Here is a 15,740-nt window from a genome sequence, read left to right as displayed (position 1 = left end):
GGCGAGCCCCGGTCAGGCTCACGGCCAATACTACTGAACGATCGTTCAGGAGCATAGGATCGCCCACCCTCGGATCATCGCATGCGGATCGGGAGCGTCTGCGCAAATCGGGCGCATGGTGGTCCCCCGATTTCCGGTCTCCCGGAAAGGTCCGACATTGCGTCTGAAGCGAGGCGCTCGCGTCAGTCGACGTCGGATCAGTCGATGTCGCGCCAGGCGCGGAACGCCTCGAGTTCGACGGCCACGAGCTGGCCGGGGTGGAAGAGGCCGTTCACGATCACGACCGTGGCGGTCGGCTTGACGACGCCGAAGAACTCGCCGTGGACCCGGCCCACCGGGTCGGCGTGGGCTGGGTCGGTCACGTACAGGCGGGAGCGAACGACGTCGGAGACGCCGGCCCCGGCGTGGACCATCGCGTCCAGCGCGGTCCGGAAGGCCTCGCGGGCCTGCCCGGCGGCGTCGGCTTTGAGGTGCGGGCGGGCCTCCACGTCGGCGGTGCAGGCGCTGGTGACCACCAGCGGCCCCACCGCGACCGCCCGCGAGTACCCGTAGAGCTGCGCCCACGGCCCGGTCTCCGGTACCCGTTCGACCAATGCCATGCGCGCCTCCCCGTGTGGTTAAAGCCCCTTCAACAGGTTCAACGCCTCAGCGACCGTGAAGTTACGCTCGTACAGCGCCGTTCCCACAATGGCGCCCTCGACGCCGATCCCCGTCAGGCCCGCCAGGGCGCGCAGGTCGTCGAGGGAGGAGACGCCGCCGGAGGCGATCACCGGCTTGTCCGTGGCCTCGCAGACCGAGCGCAGCAGGTCCAGGTTCGGGCCCGAGAGCATGCCGTCGCTGTTCACGTCGGTGACGACGTACCGCTCGCATCCGGCGCGCTCGAGCCGCTCCAGGGTCTCGAAGAGTTCGCCGCCCTCGCGGGTCCAGCCGCGTGCGGCGAGGCGCCCGCCCTTCACGTCGAGGCCGATGGCGACGCGGTCGCCGTACTCGCCGCAGATGCGGTCGCACCATTCGGGGTTTTCGAGCGCAGCGGTGCCGATGTTGACGCGGCGGGCCCCGGAGTCCAAGGCGCGCTTGAGGGTCTCGTCGTCGCGGATGCCGCCCGAGATCTCGACCTGCATGCCGACTTTGCCGACGACCTCGGCGAGCAGCTCGTGGTTGGTGCCGCGCCCGAAGGCCGCGTCGAGGTCCACGAGGTGCAGCCACTCGGCGCCCTGGCGCTGCCACTCGAGGGCGGCCTCGATCGGGTCGCCGTACGCCTTGCCGGAACCGGCCACGCCCTGGACGAGCTGGACGGCCTTGCCGCCGGTCACGTCGACGGCGGGGAGCAGTTGGAGTTCGGTCATCTCAATCCCTTGATCCAGTTGGACAGCAGCGCGTACCCGGCGTCGCCGGACTTCTCGGGGTGGAACTGGGTGGCGGCCACGGAGCCGCGTTCCACGGCGGCGACGAACGGCTCGTCGTGGGTGCAGATCGCGGCCAGCGCGCCCGGGGGCACGGTCTTGGCGGCGTAGGAGTGCACGAAGTAGAACCGCTCGGCGGGGTCGATCCCGGCGAACAGGCGCATCCCCGCGTCCGCTTCGACGGTGTTCCAGCCCATGTGCGGGATGCGTTGCGCGGCAAGCTGCTCCACGACGCCTTCGAAGATGCCGACGCCGCGGGTGCGGACGCCGTGCTCGACGCCCTCTTCGAACAGGACCTGCTCGCCGACGCAGACGCCGAGGACGGGGGCTCCGGCGGCGGCGCGTTCGCGGATGACCGCGTCGACGCCGTGCTTGAGGATGCCTTCCATGCAGGCGGCGTACGCGCCGACGCCGGGCACGAAGAGGCCGTCGGCGCGGCGGGCCGCGTCGAGGTCGCTCGTGAGGGTCACGTCGCCGCCGGCGCGTTCGAGCGCGCGGAACGCGGACCGGAGGTTCCCTGACCCGTAGTCGAACAGGGCCACCGTGGGTTTGGTCATCGCTGTCCCCTAGCCGTAGATGAGGTAGAGGCCGCCGAGGAACGCGGCCGCGGCGAGCACCGCGACGACGATCGCGGCGGCGTGCTTCTCGTTCTTGCGCAGGCTCATCGAGCCGCCGACGAGGGTGCCGGCGAGCGCCATCAGCAGGATCGGACCCGCGTAGCTCACAGCACGCCCTTGGTGGAGGGGATGTCGGTGCCGTTGATGCGGGTGGCGTACTTCAGGGCCCGGGCGAGGGCCTTGAACTGGGCTTCGATGACGTGGTGCGCGTCGGGCTTCTGGCCGGGGTTGGAGGCGCGCAGCACGGTGACGTGCAGGCAGATCCGGGCGTGGTACGCGAAGGACTCGAGGATGTGGCGGGTCATCGAGGTCGGGTAGTCCGTGCTGATCATCGGCGCGATGTCGACGGGCTCCTCGTGGACCATGTAGGGGCGGCCCGAGAGGTCGACGACGGCGCGGGCGAGCACCTCGTCGAGGGGGACGGAGGCGTCGGCGAAGCGCACGACGCCGGCCTTGTCGCCCAGGGCCTCGGCGAAGGCCTGGCCGAGGGCGATCGCGGTGTCCTCCATGGTGTGGTGCGAGTCGATGTGGAGGTCGCCCTTGACGGCGATCTTGAGGTCGAAGCCGCCGTGCTTGCCGAGCTGGTGGAGCATGTGGTCGTAGAAGCCGACGCCGGTCGAGACGTCGACGGTCTTCTCGGTGCCGTCGAGGTCGACGTAGACGTCGACGCTGGTCTCGCCGGTGGTGCGGACGATGTGCGCGGTGCGGCTCACGGTTGTTGCTCCTGCAGGTCGAACATGTCGGGTCGCTGCTCGATCGCCTGGTCGAAGGCGTCGAGCAGCGCGGTGGTCTCGTCCTCGGTGCCGGCGGTGATCCGGAGGCGGCCGGGGAGGCCGACGTCGCGGATGAGCACGCCCTGGTCGAGGATGGCGCGCCAGACGGCGGCGGCGTCGCGCAGGCCGCCGACGAGCACGAAGTTCGCGTCGGAGTCGGCGACGGGGAGTCCCTTGGCGCGCAGGTTCTTCACGATGCGGTCGCGCTGGTGCTTGAGCTCGTCCACTTCGGCCTGGAGCTGGGCGGCGCACGCGAGCGCGCCGCGCGCGGCGGCCTGGGTGATGCTCGAGAGGTGGTACGGCAGGCGCACCAGGAGGAGCTTCTCGACGAGTTCGGGGTCGGCGGCGAGGTAGCCGACGCGGGCGCCCGCGAACGCGAAGGCCTTAGAGAGGGTCCGGGTGACGACGAGGCGCTTGCGGCCCGCGAGGTGGCCGAGCGCGTTCGCGTGCGGGTCGCGGGCGAACTCGGCGTAGGCCTCGTCGATGACGACGATGCCGCGGGCGGCCTCGTAGGCGGCCTCGATGACGTCGGCGTCGAGCGCGGTCCCGGTCGGGTTGTTCGGGGAGACGAGGAAGACCAGGTCCGGGTCGTGCAGCCGGATCGCGTCGGCGACGTACGCGGGGCTGAGCGTGTAGTCGGCCTCGCGTCCGGCGTCGACGAAGGCGGTGCCGGTGCCGCGGGCGAGCAGCGGGTGCATCGAGTAGGAGGGCATGAAGCCGAGGACGGTGCGGTCCGGCCCGCCGAAGGCCTGCAGCAGCTGCTGCAGGATCTCGTTGGAGCCGTTGGCGGCCCACACGTGGTCTGCGGTGAGCCCGTGGCCCAGATAGGCCGCGAGGTCGGTGCGCAGGGCGATCGCGTCGCGGTCGGGGTAGCGGTTGAGGCCGGGCAGCTCCCGCCCGATGAACTCGGCGACGACGGCCGCCACGTCCTCGGGGATCGCGAACGCGTTCTCGTTGGTGTTCAACTGGACCGGCACGTCGAGCTGGGGCGCGCCGTAGGGCGACTGCCCGCGGAGGTCCTCGCGCAGCAGGTTCTCGATCTCGCTCTCCCGCCCGTCGCCCGCCACCGCCCGAACCGGAGTGAACCCTGTGCTCATCGTGCCTCGAATCTCGCCGTCACGGCCTCGCCGTGTGAAGGAAGGTCCTCGGAGTTCGCGAAGGCCACCACGTCGTCGGCGACGGCGGCGAGCGCTTCGCGGGTGTAGTCGATGATGTGCACGCCGCGCAGGAACGTGTGCACGCTCAGGCCGGCCGAGTGGCGGGCGCACCCGCCGGTCGGCAGCACGTGGTTCGACCCGGCGCAGTAGTCGCCGAGGGAGACCGGCGAGTACGCGCCGACGAAGATCGCCCCGGCGTTGCGGATGCGCAGCGCCACCTCGCGGGCGTCGGCGGTCTGGATCTCGAGGTGCTCGGCGGCGTACGCGTCGGCGACGGCCACGGCCTCGTCGATGTCGGCGACGAGGATCGTCCCCGACTGCTCCCCCGCGAGCGCGGTCTGGATGCGGCCCGAGTGGCGCGTGTCCGGCACGCGGCGCGCCAGCTCGTCGTCCACGGCGTCCGCGAGGTCGGCCGAGTCGGTGATGAGGACCGACGCGGCCGCGGGGTCGTGCTCGGCCTGGCTGATGAGGTCCGCGGCGACGTGGCCCGGGTCGGCGGTCGCGTCCGCGATCACCGCGATCTCGGTGGTCCCGGCCTCGGCGTCGATACCGACGAGGCCGCGCACGGCCCGCTTCGCGGCGGTCACGTAGATGTTCCCGGGCCCGGTGACCATGTCGACCGGCGCGCACTCGTCGGTGCCGTAGGCGAACATGCCGATCGCGGCGGGTCCGCCGACCGCGTACACCTCGTCGATGCCGAGCATCCCGGCGACGGCGAGGATGCCCTGGTCGGGCAGGCCGCCGTTGTTCTTCTGGGCGGGGGACGCGAGCGCGATCGAGCCAACCCCGGCGATCTGGGCCGGGACGGCGTTCATGATCACCGAGGAGGCGAGCACGGCCAGGCCGCCGGGCGCGTACAGGCCCACGCGGCCTACCGGCAGGTACCGCTCGGTGACGGTGCCTCCCGGCGCGACCTCGGTGACGACCTCGGGGAGGCGCTGGGCCTCGTGCGCGGCGCGCACCCGGTCGATCGAGGTCTGGTAGGCGCGGCGCAGCTCAGGGTCGAGCTCCTCGACGGCGGTCTTGATCGCGGCGTCGGGGACGCGCAGGTGCTCCAGGCGCACATGGTCGAAGCGCTCGACGATGTCCACGACCGCGGCGGTCCCGCGATGGGCGATGTCGTCGATCAGCGGCTGGACCGAGCGCAGGGCTTCGTTGACGTCGAAGGCGGCGCGCGGCATCAGCTCGCGCAGGGCGCGGGCCGAGTAGCCGGGTACTTCTCCTGAAAGGTCGATGCGTCTGAGCACGGTCCAAGCGTAGTTGCCCGGCTTTCCAGGTCAAAAGGCATACCGCTATTCGGGAGCGTCCGTTCGAAGGCTGGGCCGACGTGACCAGCCCGCGATGACGGTGTAAGTGAAGGTCGCGGCGAGGGCCATGACCGCCAGGGCCCCGAGCTGGAGCGCGTCGAGCGCCGATGTGAAGTTGCCGACCTTCAGCGCCGCCCACGCCGCGGCGGGGTCGAGGCCGGTGAACAGCACCGACGGCGGCCGCCACATGTGCGCGCCCACGGGCGCGCGCTCGACCGAGTCCCAGAATCGCTGCCACTCGTTCGCGCCGATCTTCCACGCCACGACCTGGCAGCCGATCGAGCCGATGACCAGGCCCAGGAGCATGAGCGGGCCGCGCCGGTCCCGCATCGACGTCCACGAGAAGATCGCCGCGAGGATGCCGAGGACCAGCCCGATCCCGGCGAACACGAGGTCGCCCTCGACATAGGCGCTCGGGTACGTCTCGATCGAGGCCCAGCCGACCTCGAGCACCACGAACTCCACGCGCGGGGTGACGATCTGCCACAGCATCGCGGCCGGGAACCCGAGCGCGGTGAGGACCACGGCGAGGAACCCGGCGGCGGCCAGGTCGCGGCCGATGGTCCGCTCCGAGCGCTCGCGCCCGCCGTACGTCGTCCCGTTGCCGGGGCGGGGCCCGCCCGCCGGGGCGACGGCCGCGCCCTCCCTGCCCGCACCGTCGTCCGGACGGAGGTTCACGGTGCGCTCGGCGTCGTCATTCACGCCTGGAATCCTGCCACAGCGCCGCCCGCGCCCGGCAGGGATGTGCGGGAGCGGACGGTGCGGAAAGCGGTCGTTACAGACCGTCGACAATGGTCGCGGCGGCCTCGAACCACGCCGCGCGCGTCTCCGGGCGCAGCGCCGAGAACTCGATCTTCGCGCCCGGCTCCAGCGACGGGTCGTACGGCACCACCGCGCATGCGCGCGTGCGCTGCGCGAAGTGCCGCTGCAGGTCGTTCAGGAGCGGCCCCGGGTTCGGGGTCGGCATCGACAGCAGGGTCACCGCGTTCTTCACGAGGTTCCCGTAGCCGCCCTCCTCGAGGTGGTCGAGCATCCAGTCCGCCGAGAACGCCGCGTCCTCGCGCGGCACCGTCGTGACCACGAGCCGGTCCACCGAGGAGACCACGGTCCGCCAGTTCGGCGACTCCACGTTGTTGCCCGTGTCGATGCAGACGATCCCGTGCGTCCGGGTCAGGATGTCGAGCACCCGCAGCACGGTGGTCGGGTCCAGGCGGCGCTGCAGCTTCGGGTCCTCGTCGCCCGCGAGCACGTCGAACGAGCCGTCTGAGGAGTGGCGCAGGAACTCGTCCAGGTGCTCAGGCAGGTGCACGCCGGCGGCCTCGACCTGGTCCAGGTGCTCCACGAGGTGGCGGATCGTCCGCCCGTGCCGCGCCGACCCGGCCCGCAGGCCCAGGGTGCCGCGCAGTTCGTTGTCGTCCCAAGCGATCACGCCGCCGTTGCGGGCCGTGCCCATCGCGGCGGCCGACAGCACCGTGGCGGTCGTCTTGTGCACGCCGCCCTTGGGGTTGATGAAGGCGATGACCCGGCTGCGGCCCAGGTCCCGGCGCAGGCGCTGCAGCGCCACCGGGCTCGGCTCGACCGCCTGCTGGCGGCGCGGCTGCGGCGGCAGCCCCTGCTGCGGCGGGCGCACCTGTCCCGAGAGCTGCGAAGCGCTCGGCGGCGTCTGCGTCGCCACGGGAGGGCGGCGGCCCGCGGTGGGCACCGAGTAGTGCGGCTGGCCCGGCGGCGGGCCGACCGGCGGCGACGGGTAGGTCTCGCGCGGCGGCGGCGTCGGGGTCTGCTGCGCGCCTCCGGCGCGGCCGCGACCGCGCCCCAGGAGCTTCTGCCAACGGGAACCGTCTGACCGGTCGTTGCTCCAAGCTTCGGGCGTGTTCACCCACAACCTCCTCTCGGGCGGACCGAGCTGCGGCACGCAGCTGCTCTCAAGCCGACTCGGGCAACGCCGCACCGACCGGAATCCATTACCACCCGCGACTATTAGATCACGACGATCCCTCAAGGCCCGCTGCGAATCGCGGGCCTGGAGACCCCGGGGTGAGGCGTGCGTTACGCCCGCGGCGGCGATGCCACGGACGCCGATGCCGAGTCTGCTGAGGGCCTTGCTTCTCGGGACCCAGTCTAATGGCTCCCTAGGAGTCGTCTCGCAACCGCGCCAGTGCCAATTCGAGGTCGGCCGGGTATTCACTCGTGAAGGTGACCGTCCGGCCCGTCACCGGATGCGCGAACTCCAGCCGGTACGCATGCAGCCATTGGCGGGTGAGGCCCAGGCGCTCGGCCATCTTCGGGTCCGCGCCGTACGTCGCGTCCCCCACGAGCGGATGCCCCAGCGCCGAGAAGTGCACTCGGATCTGGTGGGTCCGGCCCGTCTCCAACCCGATGTCCATGAGGGACGCGCCGGGGAAGACCTCGATCGTGTCGTAATGCGTCACGCTCGGCTTGCCGTCGGCGACGACCGCCCACTTGTAGTCGTGGCGCGGATGCCGCCCGATCGGCGCGTCCACCGTCCCCGACAGCGGGTCCGGATGCCCTTGCGCGACAGCGCGGTAGCGCTTCGAGACTCGGCGCTCCTTGAAGGCGCGCTTGAGCTCCGAGTACGCGGCCTCGCTCTTCGCGACCACCATCAGGCCCGAGGTGCCCACGTCGAGCCGGTGCACGATCCCCTGCCGCTCATCGGGCCCGTGGCTCGAGATCCGGTAGCCCGCGGCGGCGAGACCGCCGGTCACGGTGGGACCGGTCCAGCCCGGGCTCGGATGCGCCGCGACCCCTACCGGCTTCATGACCACCACGATGTCGTCGTCGTCGTAGACGATGTCCATGCCCTCGACCGGTTCGGCCGGTCGCACGAGCAGGTCCTCCGGCGGCGGCGGCAGCACCACTTCCAGCCACGCCCCCGCGCTCACCCGCTCCGACTTCGTCTGGCACGGTGCCCCGTCGACGGTCACGTCCCCGGCCGCGACCAGCTCGGCGGCCACGGTCCGGGACAGGCCCAGCAGACGCGAGACGACCTGGTCGACCCGCTGGCCCTCGAAGCCCTCGGGGACCGGCAGCGCCCGGGTCTGGCGCGCGGCGACGTCGCTCATGCCGCGGCCTCCTTCTTCCGGCCGTCCTCGCGCGGCGCCGCCTTCCGGGACGCCGGCGAGAAGCCGCGCCCGGTCAGCTCGAGCAGCACGATCAGCACCACGCCGCAGCACAGCGCCGAGTCGGCGATGTTGAAGATCGGGAACGCCTGCGCGTCCGGCTTGAACACGCTGATGAAGTCCACGACGTGCCCGTGCGCGAACCCCGGCTCCCGGAAGTACCGGTCCACGAGGTTGCCCGCCGCGCCGCCCAGCACCAGTCCGATCGCGACCGCCCACACCGGGTAGACGATCCGGGTCGACAGCCCGATCAGGAACACCACCACCGCCGAGGCGATGATCGTGAAGATCCAGGTGTAGTCGGTGCCGAGGCTGAACGCCGCCCCCGAGTTCCAGGTCAGGTCGAGGTAGACGAGACCGCCCAGGATCCGCACCGGGTCGGCCGGGTCCAGGTTCGCCTCGGCCAGGTTCTTGGTCCACTGGTCCAGACCGATCGCGAACGCCGCTATGAGCAGCGCAGCGATCATCAGCCCGGGCCGTCGCGCGGGTCGGGGGTCTGCAGGGGTGGTCTCCTCGGGACCCGGACCGTTGGCGGTCTCGGGCGGCGTGTCCTCGCTCAGCGTCGCTCCTCCAGCTGTTTGCAACCGACGTCGAGGGTAGCCGACGGGAACGCGGCCAACCGCGCCGCCGGGATCGGTTTACCGCACTTCTCACAGAAGCCGTAGGTGCCCTCGTCGAGGCGTTCGAGCGCATGGCTGACCTGCCGGATGCGCTCGGAGAGCGAATCGGCCACCGCGACCTCGTGCTCGTGCTCGACGGTCTTCGAACCGGAGTCGACCTGGTCGTCCCCGGCCGTGTCGCTCAATCGCTCGCGCTGGGCGAGGGTGATCGAGTCGCTATAGCGCTGCTGCTCCTCGACCAGCTCGTCCAGCCGCTCTTTGAGCGCGGCCCGCAGTTCGGCCTGCTCGCTCTCGGTGCGCAGCTGCTGCGCCTCGGCCTCCTCGGCCGTCTCCTCCGCCTCCACCGCGGGGGGCGCGGGCGGGGCCTGCTTCGCGGCCTTCTTGGCGGTCGTCTTCTTCGCGGTCTGCTTCACCGCCGCCGCGGGCGCCTTCGCCGCGGCCTTCTTCACCGCCGCCTTCTTCGCCGGGGCGACCGCCTTCTTGGCGGCCTGCTTCTGGGTCTTCTTCGCTGGACTCATGACGCGCCTCTGGAGGGGTATGTCGGCTCGGGTTCCGGTGGCGTCACGGCAGCGCGGCGCCGCAGCTGCGGCCCGCATCGGGTGTTCGGCATAGCGTCTCCCGAAATCGCGTACTCGTGACGGCCTCGTCGAAACGAGGACAATGCGCGTCAGGCCCCGCCGAGGCGGGGGCCTGCCGCGCAATTAAGCACACAGGATACGCAAGTCCTGCAAGTAGGTCAATTACTTCGAGAACTTGTGTCCGGACTGCGCGTTACCGGGAATTCGAATGGAGAGGAGCGGGCGCAGAGCAACCCTTTGCCGATCGGCTCAGCGCCCGGCGGTCGGCACCAGGAGCAGACGCGACACCGGCTCGCACATCCCGCACGGGGTGAAGCCCAGTTCCAGGGCCTCCGAGACGGCCAGCGGCTCGTGGTCGCGGCCGGTGAGGTGCGCGCACAGCGCGTGGTGGAAGCGGGGGCGGCCGTCGACGACCGCGACCTCGGTGTCCAGGCGCATGAGCGCGGCCGATTCGACGCTCGACATGCGCTGCTCGGTGGGCTCGTCGGCCATCGATGCGGGCGCGCGGTGGCGGCTGCCCGCGCCGCGGGACTGGCGCGGCGGCACGTCCTCGAAGCGCAGCTCCGGGTCGCGGTCCACCGTGTAGTCCGTGGGTTCGAAGACCTTGCCCTCGAGCAGCGGCATCTCCGTGGTCGGGGTGTCGTCCGCCCCGATCCGGCGGAACTGCTGGGTGTCGTCGGCGTCGCGCCACCGCTCGCCCCGTTGGCGGCCCGGGGCCGCCGGCGAGGCGTGATCGCCCCGGCGCGGGGTGACGCGCGGGCGCTGGGCGCCCCGGCCGCGGATCCCGATGTACAAGGCCGCGCCGGCGGCGAGGCTCGCCGCGATGGACGAGACCAGCAACTGGTTGTTCCCGGTGATCATGCCAGTGACCAGCAAGACCGCCGCGGTGACGAGGATCAGCAGGCTGCTGACGATCACGTCGATTCCTCCCCTGCGCGCGGGTAGCGGGGCCCTCGCGCGGTCCTTCGCGGCCCCCTGCGGGGACCGCGGCATCGTTGAAGCATGGTGCGGCGGTGAGGGCGGCGGTTCTCACCGCGCCCTCACCCGCTCAACCATGACTAACGAGGCGATCCCCGTTCAGGTTATGGCCCGGCGCCGCCAATCTGCGGCGCGCCCGAGCCGGCCCGGAGGAGGTGTCCCGGGGAGGAGCGGGAGGGGTTACCCGCGCCCGCCCTGCATCACGAACGCGGACCTGGAACCGGTGCGCTCGCTCGGTGGCGTCTGCTGCGGGGCCTCCTCGAAGCCCTCGTCCTCGGACCGGCCCTGCTGGCCGTTGAGATCGCGCAGCTGGCTCTCGAGGTAGAGCTTCAGGCGCGTGCGGTACTCGCGCTCGAAGGTCTTCAGCTCCTCGATGTTCTTCAGCAGCGACGAACGGGAGTCCTCCAGCTGGCCGATGACCTTCTGGCGCTCCTGCTCGGCTTCCATCTCCATGCGCTCGGCCTTGTCGCGGGCCTGGCCCACCAGGTCCTCGGCCGCGGCGCGCGACTCGGTGACCAGGGACTCGGACTCGCGCTGGGCGTCGGTCAGGAGGGCCTTCGACTCGCGCTGGGCCTCGGCCATCATGGCCTTCGACTCGCGCTGCGCCTGCGAGACCATCGTCTGCGCCTCGCGCTGGGCCTCGGTCACCATGGACTGGGCCTCGCGCTGCGCCTCGCCGAGCACGGTGTCGGCCTCCCGGCGGGAGTCCTCCAGGTGCTCGTCCGCGGTGCGCTGGGCGACCATGAGGAGACGCAGGGCCTCCTGCTCGCCGCCGCCGGCGGGAGCCGAAGCGTCCTGCTGCGGGCCGCGCTGGGCCAGTTCCTGCTGGAGCTGCTGCGCCTGCTGCTGCGCGGCCACCATCTCCTGGTGCATCGCGTGCAGCTCGGCGTCGAGCTCCTGGAGCTGCTGCTCCATGGCGTGCTTCTCCCGCTGCACCCGATCGAGTGCGGCGGCCATCTCGGCGTGGTCGGCTGCCCCGGGGGGAGCGCCGGCGCGGAGACTCTCGAGCTGTGCGCGAAGTTCGCCGTTCTCGTCGCTGAGGCGTGCGAGCTCCCGCTCGACCTCATCGAGGAAACCGTCGACCTCGTCCTCGTCGTATCCGCGCTTCCCGAGCATGGGTTTCTTGAACGTGACGTTGTGAACGTCGGCTGGGGTCAGCGGCATTCGAAACTCCTTCTCAGCTGTTCGCCTGGCGCGCAAGGCCACTCAACACGATAACCGTGTCTCGCACCCCCGCCCGGCACCGCTCAGATGTTCCGTCCGACCACCAGGTCCATCAGGATCCACGTGATCAGGAGCAGCGCCAGGAACGCCAGATCAATCGATACAGTACCAAGCCTGAGAGGCGGAATCACCTTCCTCAACCCCTTCAGGGGAGGGTCCGTCACGCTGTAGACCGTCTCGAGCAGGGCCGCGGACTTGGGTCCGGGCTCCCAGCGGCGGGAGAACTGCACGACGACGCTGCACACCAGTCGGGCCAGGAGGAAGAGGTAGAACGCGAAGAGCGCCAGATAGATCAGCTGCAGTGCCAGGTTCACGGTTCGCAGTGTATCCCTCGGATCACGACTGGTTGAAGAACCCGCCCTCGGCGATCTTGGCCTTGTCCTCCGCGGTCACCTGGACGTGAGGCGGCGAGAGCAAGAACACGCGGTTCGTCACCCGCTCGAACGAGCCCCGGGTCCCGAAGATGAGGCCCGCGGCGAAGTCGACCAAGCGCTTCGCGTCGGCCTCCTCCATCTCCGAGAGGTTCATGATCACGGGGGTGCCGTCCCGGTAGCGCTCGCCGATGGTCCGCGCCTCGTTGTACGTGGTCGGGTGCAGCGTCGTGATCCGGTAGTTCGCGGGCTCCTCCTCCGCCGGGACCGGCCGCACGGTGGCGGGCTCGGCCAGCGCGAGGTTGTCTCGCGTCAAGGTCTCGCGGGGACCGGTCTCGCGGGAGAGCGGCGTGACCGAACCGGAGCCGCGGTTGAGCTGGCGGACGGGGCGGTCCTCCGAAGGGGTCCGGCCGACCCGGCCGGTCGTGCGCTGCGCGCCCCGCGCCCGCTGGGGAGCCGCCTGCTGCTGCTCCTCGGCGAACTCGTCGTTCTCCTCGTAGCCGTTGCCGTAGCCGCGATCGTCCTCGTCCTCGATGAGGCCGAGCCAGATGCCTGCCTTCCGCATCGCGCCCATCGATCGTGCTCCCTCCTCGGGCCGCGCCCCTGTTGAGTCAGGTACGCGGTCTCATCCTAGCGCCGACTCCTTACACGGATGTGTTTTTGCCCGACTAGTCAACCGTCATAGTACGGCCATTTGCCCCACTGCTGCCCCACACCTTACGCCATCGGTTCACGTTCGCCGAGCACGTTTCTGCCCAGTCTGACCATTGTGGCCCCGGCGAGGACGGCCTCCCGGTAGTCGCCGCTCATGCCCGCCGAGACCTCGGTCGCGCCCGGGTCGGTCCGGCGTACCCTCTCGGAGCATTCGTTAAGCAGCGCAAAGGCTCTCGCCGGTTCCCAGCCGAGGGGGGCCACGGCCATGACCCCTTTGAGGACGAGCGCGGGCGCGGCGGCGATGGCCTCAGCGAGCGGTTCGAGGTCCGCGACGGGGACGCCGCCGCGGGCGGTGTCGCCGTCGAGGCTCACCTGGATGAGCGCGTTCAGGGTGCGGCCGTGGGCGTTCGCGGCGTTGCTGAGCGCGGCGGCGAGCGGGGCGCGGTCGACCGAATGCACCCAATCGGCGTAACCCGCGACGGACTTGGCCTTGTTGCGCTGGAGCTGGCCTACGAAGTGCCACACCGGTTCCAGTCCGGCGGCGCCGAGTTCGGCGGCCTTGGGGGCGGCCTCCTGGTCGCGGTTCTCCCCCAGGTCGGTCTGGCCGAGTTCCACGAGGGTCGCCGCATCGGAGGAGGGGAAGGTCTTCGTGACGACGATGAGGCGGACCGAGTCCGGCGTGCGGCCCGCGTCGGAGCAGGCGGCCGCGATGGCCTCGCGGGTCCGGTTGAGGTTGTCCCGCAACTGGTCTCGGCGAGATCGGGTGGTCAAGTGCTGAGGTCCTAGCGAATCGGGAGGGGCTGCGGCCTGAACGGGTGGGCGGCGCTGCGAATTCATGGCTCGCAGGCTTCGGCCGGGAGGCGGCCGCCGAGACGTTGCCGGTCTCGACGGTCGCCGCCGCTAGAAGCCGTCCTTCAGAAAGGCCGGGACGTCGACGTCGTCGAACAGGACCTTGCCGTTGCTCGACTCGCGCTCCGGCTCGGGCTTGGCCTCGCGCACCGGCTCGGGCTTCTGCTCGGGCAGCGCGGAGATCCGGGTCGGCTGGGCCAGTTCGAACTCGGCCTCGTCCTCGACGTCGAACCCGGCGGCGATGACGGTCACGCGGGCCTCTTCGCCGAGGGCGTCGTCGATGACCGCGCCGAAGATGATGTTGGCGTCCGTGTGGGCGCAGTCCGAGACGAGCTCGGCCGCGTCGTTGATCTCGAACAGGCCGAGGTCCGAACCGCCGGCGATGGAGAGCAGCACGCCGCGCGCGCCTTCCATGCTCTGCTCGAGCAGCGGCGACTCGATCGCGGCGCGGGCCGCCTCGACGGCGCGGTTCTCGCCGCGGGCCGAGCCGATGCCCATGAGCGCCGAACCGGCTCCGCTCATGACGCTCTTGACGTCGGCGAAGTCGAGGTTGATGAGGCCGGGCGTGGTGATGAGGTCGGTGATGCCCTGGACACCGGAGAGCAGCACCTGGTCGGCGAGGCGGAATGCGTCCATCATGGAGATCGAGCGGTCGCCGAGGTGCAGCAGGCGGTCGTTCGGGATGACGATGAGCGTGTCGCACTCGTTGCGCAGATCGTCTATCCCCGAGACGGCCTGGGTCTGGCGGCGCTTGCCCTCGAAGGCGAACGGCCGGGTGACCACGCCGATCGTGAGCGCGCCGAGCTTGCGGGCGATGTTGGCGATGACGGGCGCGCCGCCGGTGCCGGTGCCGCCGCCCTCGCCGCAGGTCACGAACACCATGTCCGCTCCCTTGAGGACTTCCTCGATCTCGTCGCGGTGGTCCTCGCAGGCCTTCGCGCCCACTTCGGGGTTGGCGCCCGCGCCGAGGCCGCGGGTCAGTTCGCGGCCGACGTCGAGCTTGACGTCGGCGTCGCTCATCAAGAGCGCCTGCGCATCGGTGTTGATGGCGATGAACTCGACGCCCTTGAGGCCCGCCTCGATCATCCGGTTGACAGCATTGACGCCGCCGCCTCCGACTCCAACGACTTTGATGACGGCGAGGTAGTTGTGCGGTGGTGTCATCGCTGCTGCCTTCCTTCCCCTTCGGCCCTGGGTACGGCAAACGGATGTGCGCGCACACCCGCTCCCCCCTTAACGCTAACTCACAGTGGGGGCATCTGGTGCGCTGACATCGACATGTTCGTACCCTCCGGCCAACAATCGATCGGCGACCTCGGCTTTCTGCTCGCTTTCGGAACCGTCGCCCCACCGGAGCGTCCGTCCATCTTCGAGATACAGGGTGATCCCCGCCGGGGACGGCGCTGCCACGTGTTCGACCTCGTCGGCCAGGGCGGCCGGAAGCGACTGCAGCACCGTGAGGGTCTCGATCGTCGCGAGGTCGTCAGGGCCCGGCTCGGCCAGCTCGACCCTCCAAATTGATCCGGGCGGGGCGGCGGTCTCGTCGAATACCACACCTTCGGAATCCACCATGAGAAAAGTCTCGTCATCCACCGGAACGGCCATATATGGCTCGCGTTCCGTGACGGCGACGCTCACCGCGTCCGGCCACGCGCGGGTGACCTCGACTGAGGCGACGGGCGCGAGCTTCGCGACGGCGGCCGCGATCGCGTCGAGGTCGGCGCCGAGCACCGAGCGGCCCACCGCGTCCTCGCCGAGCGCGGCGACCTCGTCGGGGGTGAGCACCGAGGTCCCGGTGACCTCGATCCGCTTCACCTCGAACAGGGGCGTGGTCCACACGATCACGAAGGCCAGCAGGAGGAACGCCAGGACGCTGACGGCGATCCACCGCAGTCGCCTGTCGGGCAGCTTGCGGCGCACCACGTGGACGAGCCGCCAGGGCCCCGCTTCGGACGTGTTCTCTGGGCCGCGCATGGGTCGATGATTCCACGTCCCGGCCGTTCGGCGGTGGCGGCTCGCCCGGCCCTTCGGCTAAGGTTAGGCAAACCTTAGCCGAGAGAAGGAGGCGTGCC

Annotated in this window: 18 protein-coding genes and 1 pseudogene; all 19 read right to left on the bottom strand. The window is 70.8% G+C overall.

Features of this window, described 5'->3' with window-relative positions; genetic code table 11:
• Positions 1-197: 197 nt before the first annotated feature.
• Complete coding sequence (locus tag J5V16_RS00645) at positions 198-599, bottom strand: Rid family hydrolase (RefSeq protein WP_208494028.1); 402 nt, start codon at positions 597-599, stop codon at positions 198-200.
• Between the two features lie 18 nt (positions 600-617).
• Entirely contained in the window at positions 618-1,346 is a 729-nt protein-coding gene (gene priA / locus J5V16_RS00640; RefSeq protein ID WP_208494027.1) for a bifunctional 1-(5-phosphoribosyl)-5-((5-phosphoribosylamino)methylideneamino)imidazole-4-carboxamide isomerase/phosphoribosylanthranilate isomerase PriA, read from the bottom strand.
• Positions 1,343-1,960 (bottom strand): imidazole glycerol phosphate synthase subunit HisH, encoded by a 618-nt coding sequence (gene hisH / locus J5V16_RS00635; RefSeq protein ID WP_208494026.1) that lies wholly within the window; start codon positions 1,958-1,960, stop codon positions 1,343-1,345. Before hisH ends, priA begins: the two co-directional genes overlap by 4 nt.
• 9 nt (positions 1,961-1,969) lie before the next feature.
• Positions 1,970-2,128, bottom strand: coding sequence for a hypothetical protein (locus tag J5V16_RS00630; RefSeq protein ID WP_208494025.1), 159 nt, complete (start codon positions 2,126-2,128; stop codon positions 1,970-1,972).
• Positions 2,125-2,733 (bottom strand): imidazoleglycerol-phosphate dehydratase HisB, encoded by a 609-nt coding sequence (gene hisB / locus J5V16_RS00625; RefSeq protein WP_208494024.1) that lies wholly within the window; start codon positions 2,731-2,733, stop codon positions 2,125-2,127. The genes J5V16_RS00630 and hisB overlap by 4 nt, the downstream gene beginning before the upstream one ends.
• Complete coding sequence (locus J5V16_RS00620) at positions 2,730-3,890, bottom strand: histidinol-phosphate transaminase (protein WP_208494022.1); 1,161 nt, start codon at positions 3,888-3,890, stop codon at positions 2,730-2,732. Before J5V16_RS00620 ends, hisB begins: the two co-directional genes overlap by 4 nt.
• A complete protein-coding gene (hisD, locus tag J5V16_RS00615; protein ID WP_208494020.1) occupies positions 3,887-5,197 on the bottom strand; it encodes a histidinol dehydrogenase in 1,311 nt (436 codons plus the stop codon). The genes J5V16_RS00620 and hisD overlap by 4 nt, the downstream gene beginning before the upstream one ends.
• Before the next feature lie 45 nt (positions 5,198-5,242).
• A complete protein-coding gene (locus J5V16_RS00610) occupies positions 5,243-5,959 on the bottom strand; it encodes a hypothetical protein (RefSeq protein ID WP_208494018.1) in 717 nt (238 codons plus the stop codon).
• Positions 5,960-6,032: 73 nt separating this feature from the next.
• Complete coding sequence (locus tag J5V16_RS00605; protein WP_243900619.1) at positions 6,033-7,073, bottom strand: MinD/ParA family ATP-binding protein; 1,041 nt, start codon at positions 7,071-7,073, stop codon at positions 6,033-6,035.
• Positions 7,074-7,386: 313 nt separating this feature from the next.
• Positions 7,387-8,337, bottom strand: a complete 951-nt coding sequence (locus J5V16_RS00600; RefSeq protein WP_208494014.1) for an RluA family pseudouridine synthase — start codon at positions 8,335-8,337, stop codon at positions 7,387-7,389.
• Complete coding sequence (gene lspA / locus J5V16_RS00595; protein WP_208494012.1) at positions 8,334-8,861, bottom strand: signal peptidase II; 528 nt, start codon at positions 8,859-8,861, stop codon at positions 8,334-8,336. Before lspA ends, J5V16_RS00600 begins: the two co-directional genes overlap by 4 nt.
• Before the next feature lie 89 nt (positions 8,862-8,950).
• Positions 8,951-9,358 (bottom strand): TraR/DksA family transcriptional regulator, encoded by a 408-nt coding sequence (locus tag J5V16_RS00590; protein WP_363528361.1) that lies wholly within the window; start codon positions 9,356-9,358, stop codon positions 8,951-8,953.
• 483 nt (positions 9,359-9,841) lie between these two features.
• Positions 9,842-10,510, bottom strand: a complete 669-nt coding sequence (locus J5V16_RS00585; protein WP_208494008.1) for a hypothetical protein — start codon at positions 10,508-10,510, stop codon at positions 9,842-9,844.
• Between the two features lie 240 nt (positions 10,511-10,750).
• The gene (locus J5V16_RS24810) at positions 10,751-11,734 is read right to left on the bottom strand and encodes a DivIVA domain-containing protein (RefSeq protein WP_255537156.1); all 984 of its coding nucleotides are present in this window, start codon (positions 11,732-11,734) and stop codon (positions 10,751-10,753) included.
• Positions 11,735-11,817: 83 nt separating this feature from the next.
• Positions 11,818-12,108: a YggT family protein gene (locus J5V16_RS00575; RefSeq protein WP_208494006.1), complete on the bottom strand. Its 291-nt coding sequence runs from the start codon at positions 12,106-12,108 to the stop codon at positions 11,818-11,820.
• A 22-nt stretch (positions 12,109-12,130) separates the two neighbouring features.
• Positions 12,131-12,739: a cell division protein SepF gene (locus tag J5V16_RS00570; protein WP_208494004.1), complete on the bottom strand. Its 609-nt coding sequence runs from the start codon at positions 12,737-12,739 to the stop codon at positions 12,131-12,133.
• A gap of 143 nt (positions 12,740-12,882) precedes the next feature.
• The gene (locus J5V16_RS00565) at positions 12,883-13,590 is read right to left on the bottom strand and encodes a YggS family pyridoxal phosphate-dependent enzyme (protein WP_243900559.1); all 708 of its coding nucleotides are present in this window, start codon (positions 13,588-13,590) and stop codon (positions 12,883-12,885) included.
• A gap of 296 nt (positions 13,591-13,886) precedes the next feature.
• Positions 13,887-14,832: pseudogene (gene ftsZ / locus J5V16_RS00560) on the bottom strand (cell division protein FtsZ); the annotation flags it as partial.
• Positions 14,833-14,907: 75 nt separating this feature from the next.
• A complete protein-coding gene (locus tag J5V16_RS00555) occupies positions 14,908-15,642 on the bottom strand; it encodes a cell division protein FtsQ/DivIB (RefSeq protein ID WP_208493998.1) in 735 nt (244 codons plus the stop codon).
• Positions 15,643-15,740: the final 98 nt, after the last annotated feature.

The organism is Glycomyces niveus (assembly GCF_017592475.1).
In the GTDB taxonomy this organism is placed as follows: Bacteria; Actinomycetota; Actinomycetes; order Mycobacteriales; family Micromonosporaceae; genus Glycomyces; species Glycomyces niveus.
The sequence above is the reverse complement of the archived record's forward strand: the minus strand, read 5'-3'. Positions and strand labels throughout refer to the sequence as shown.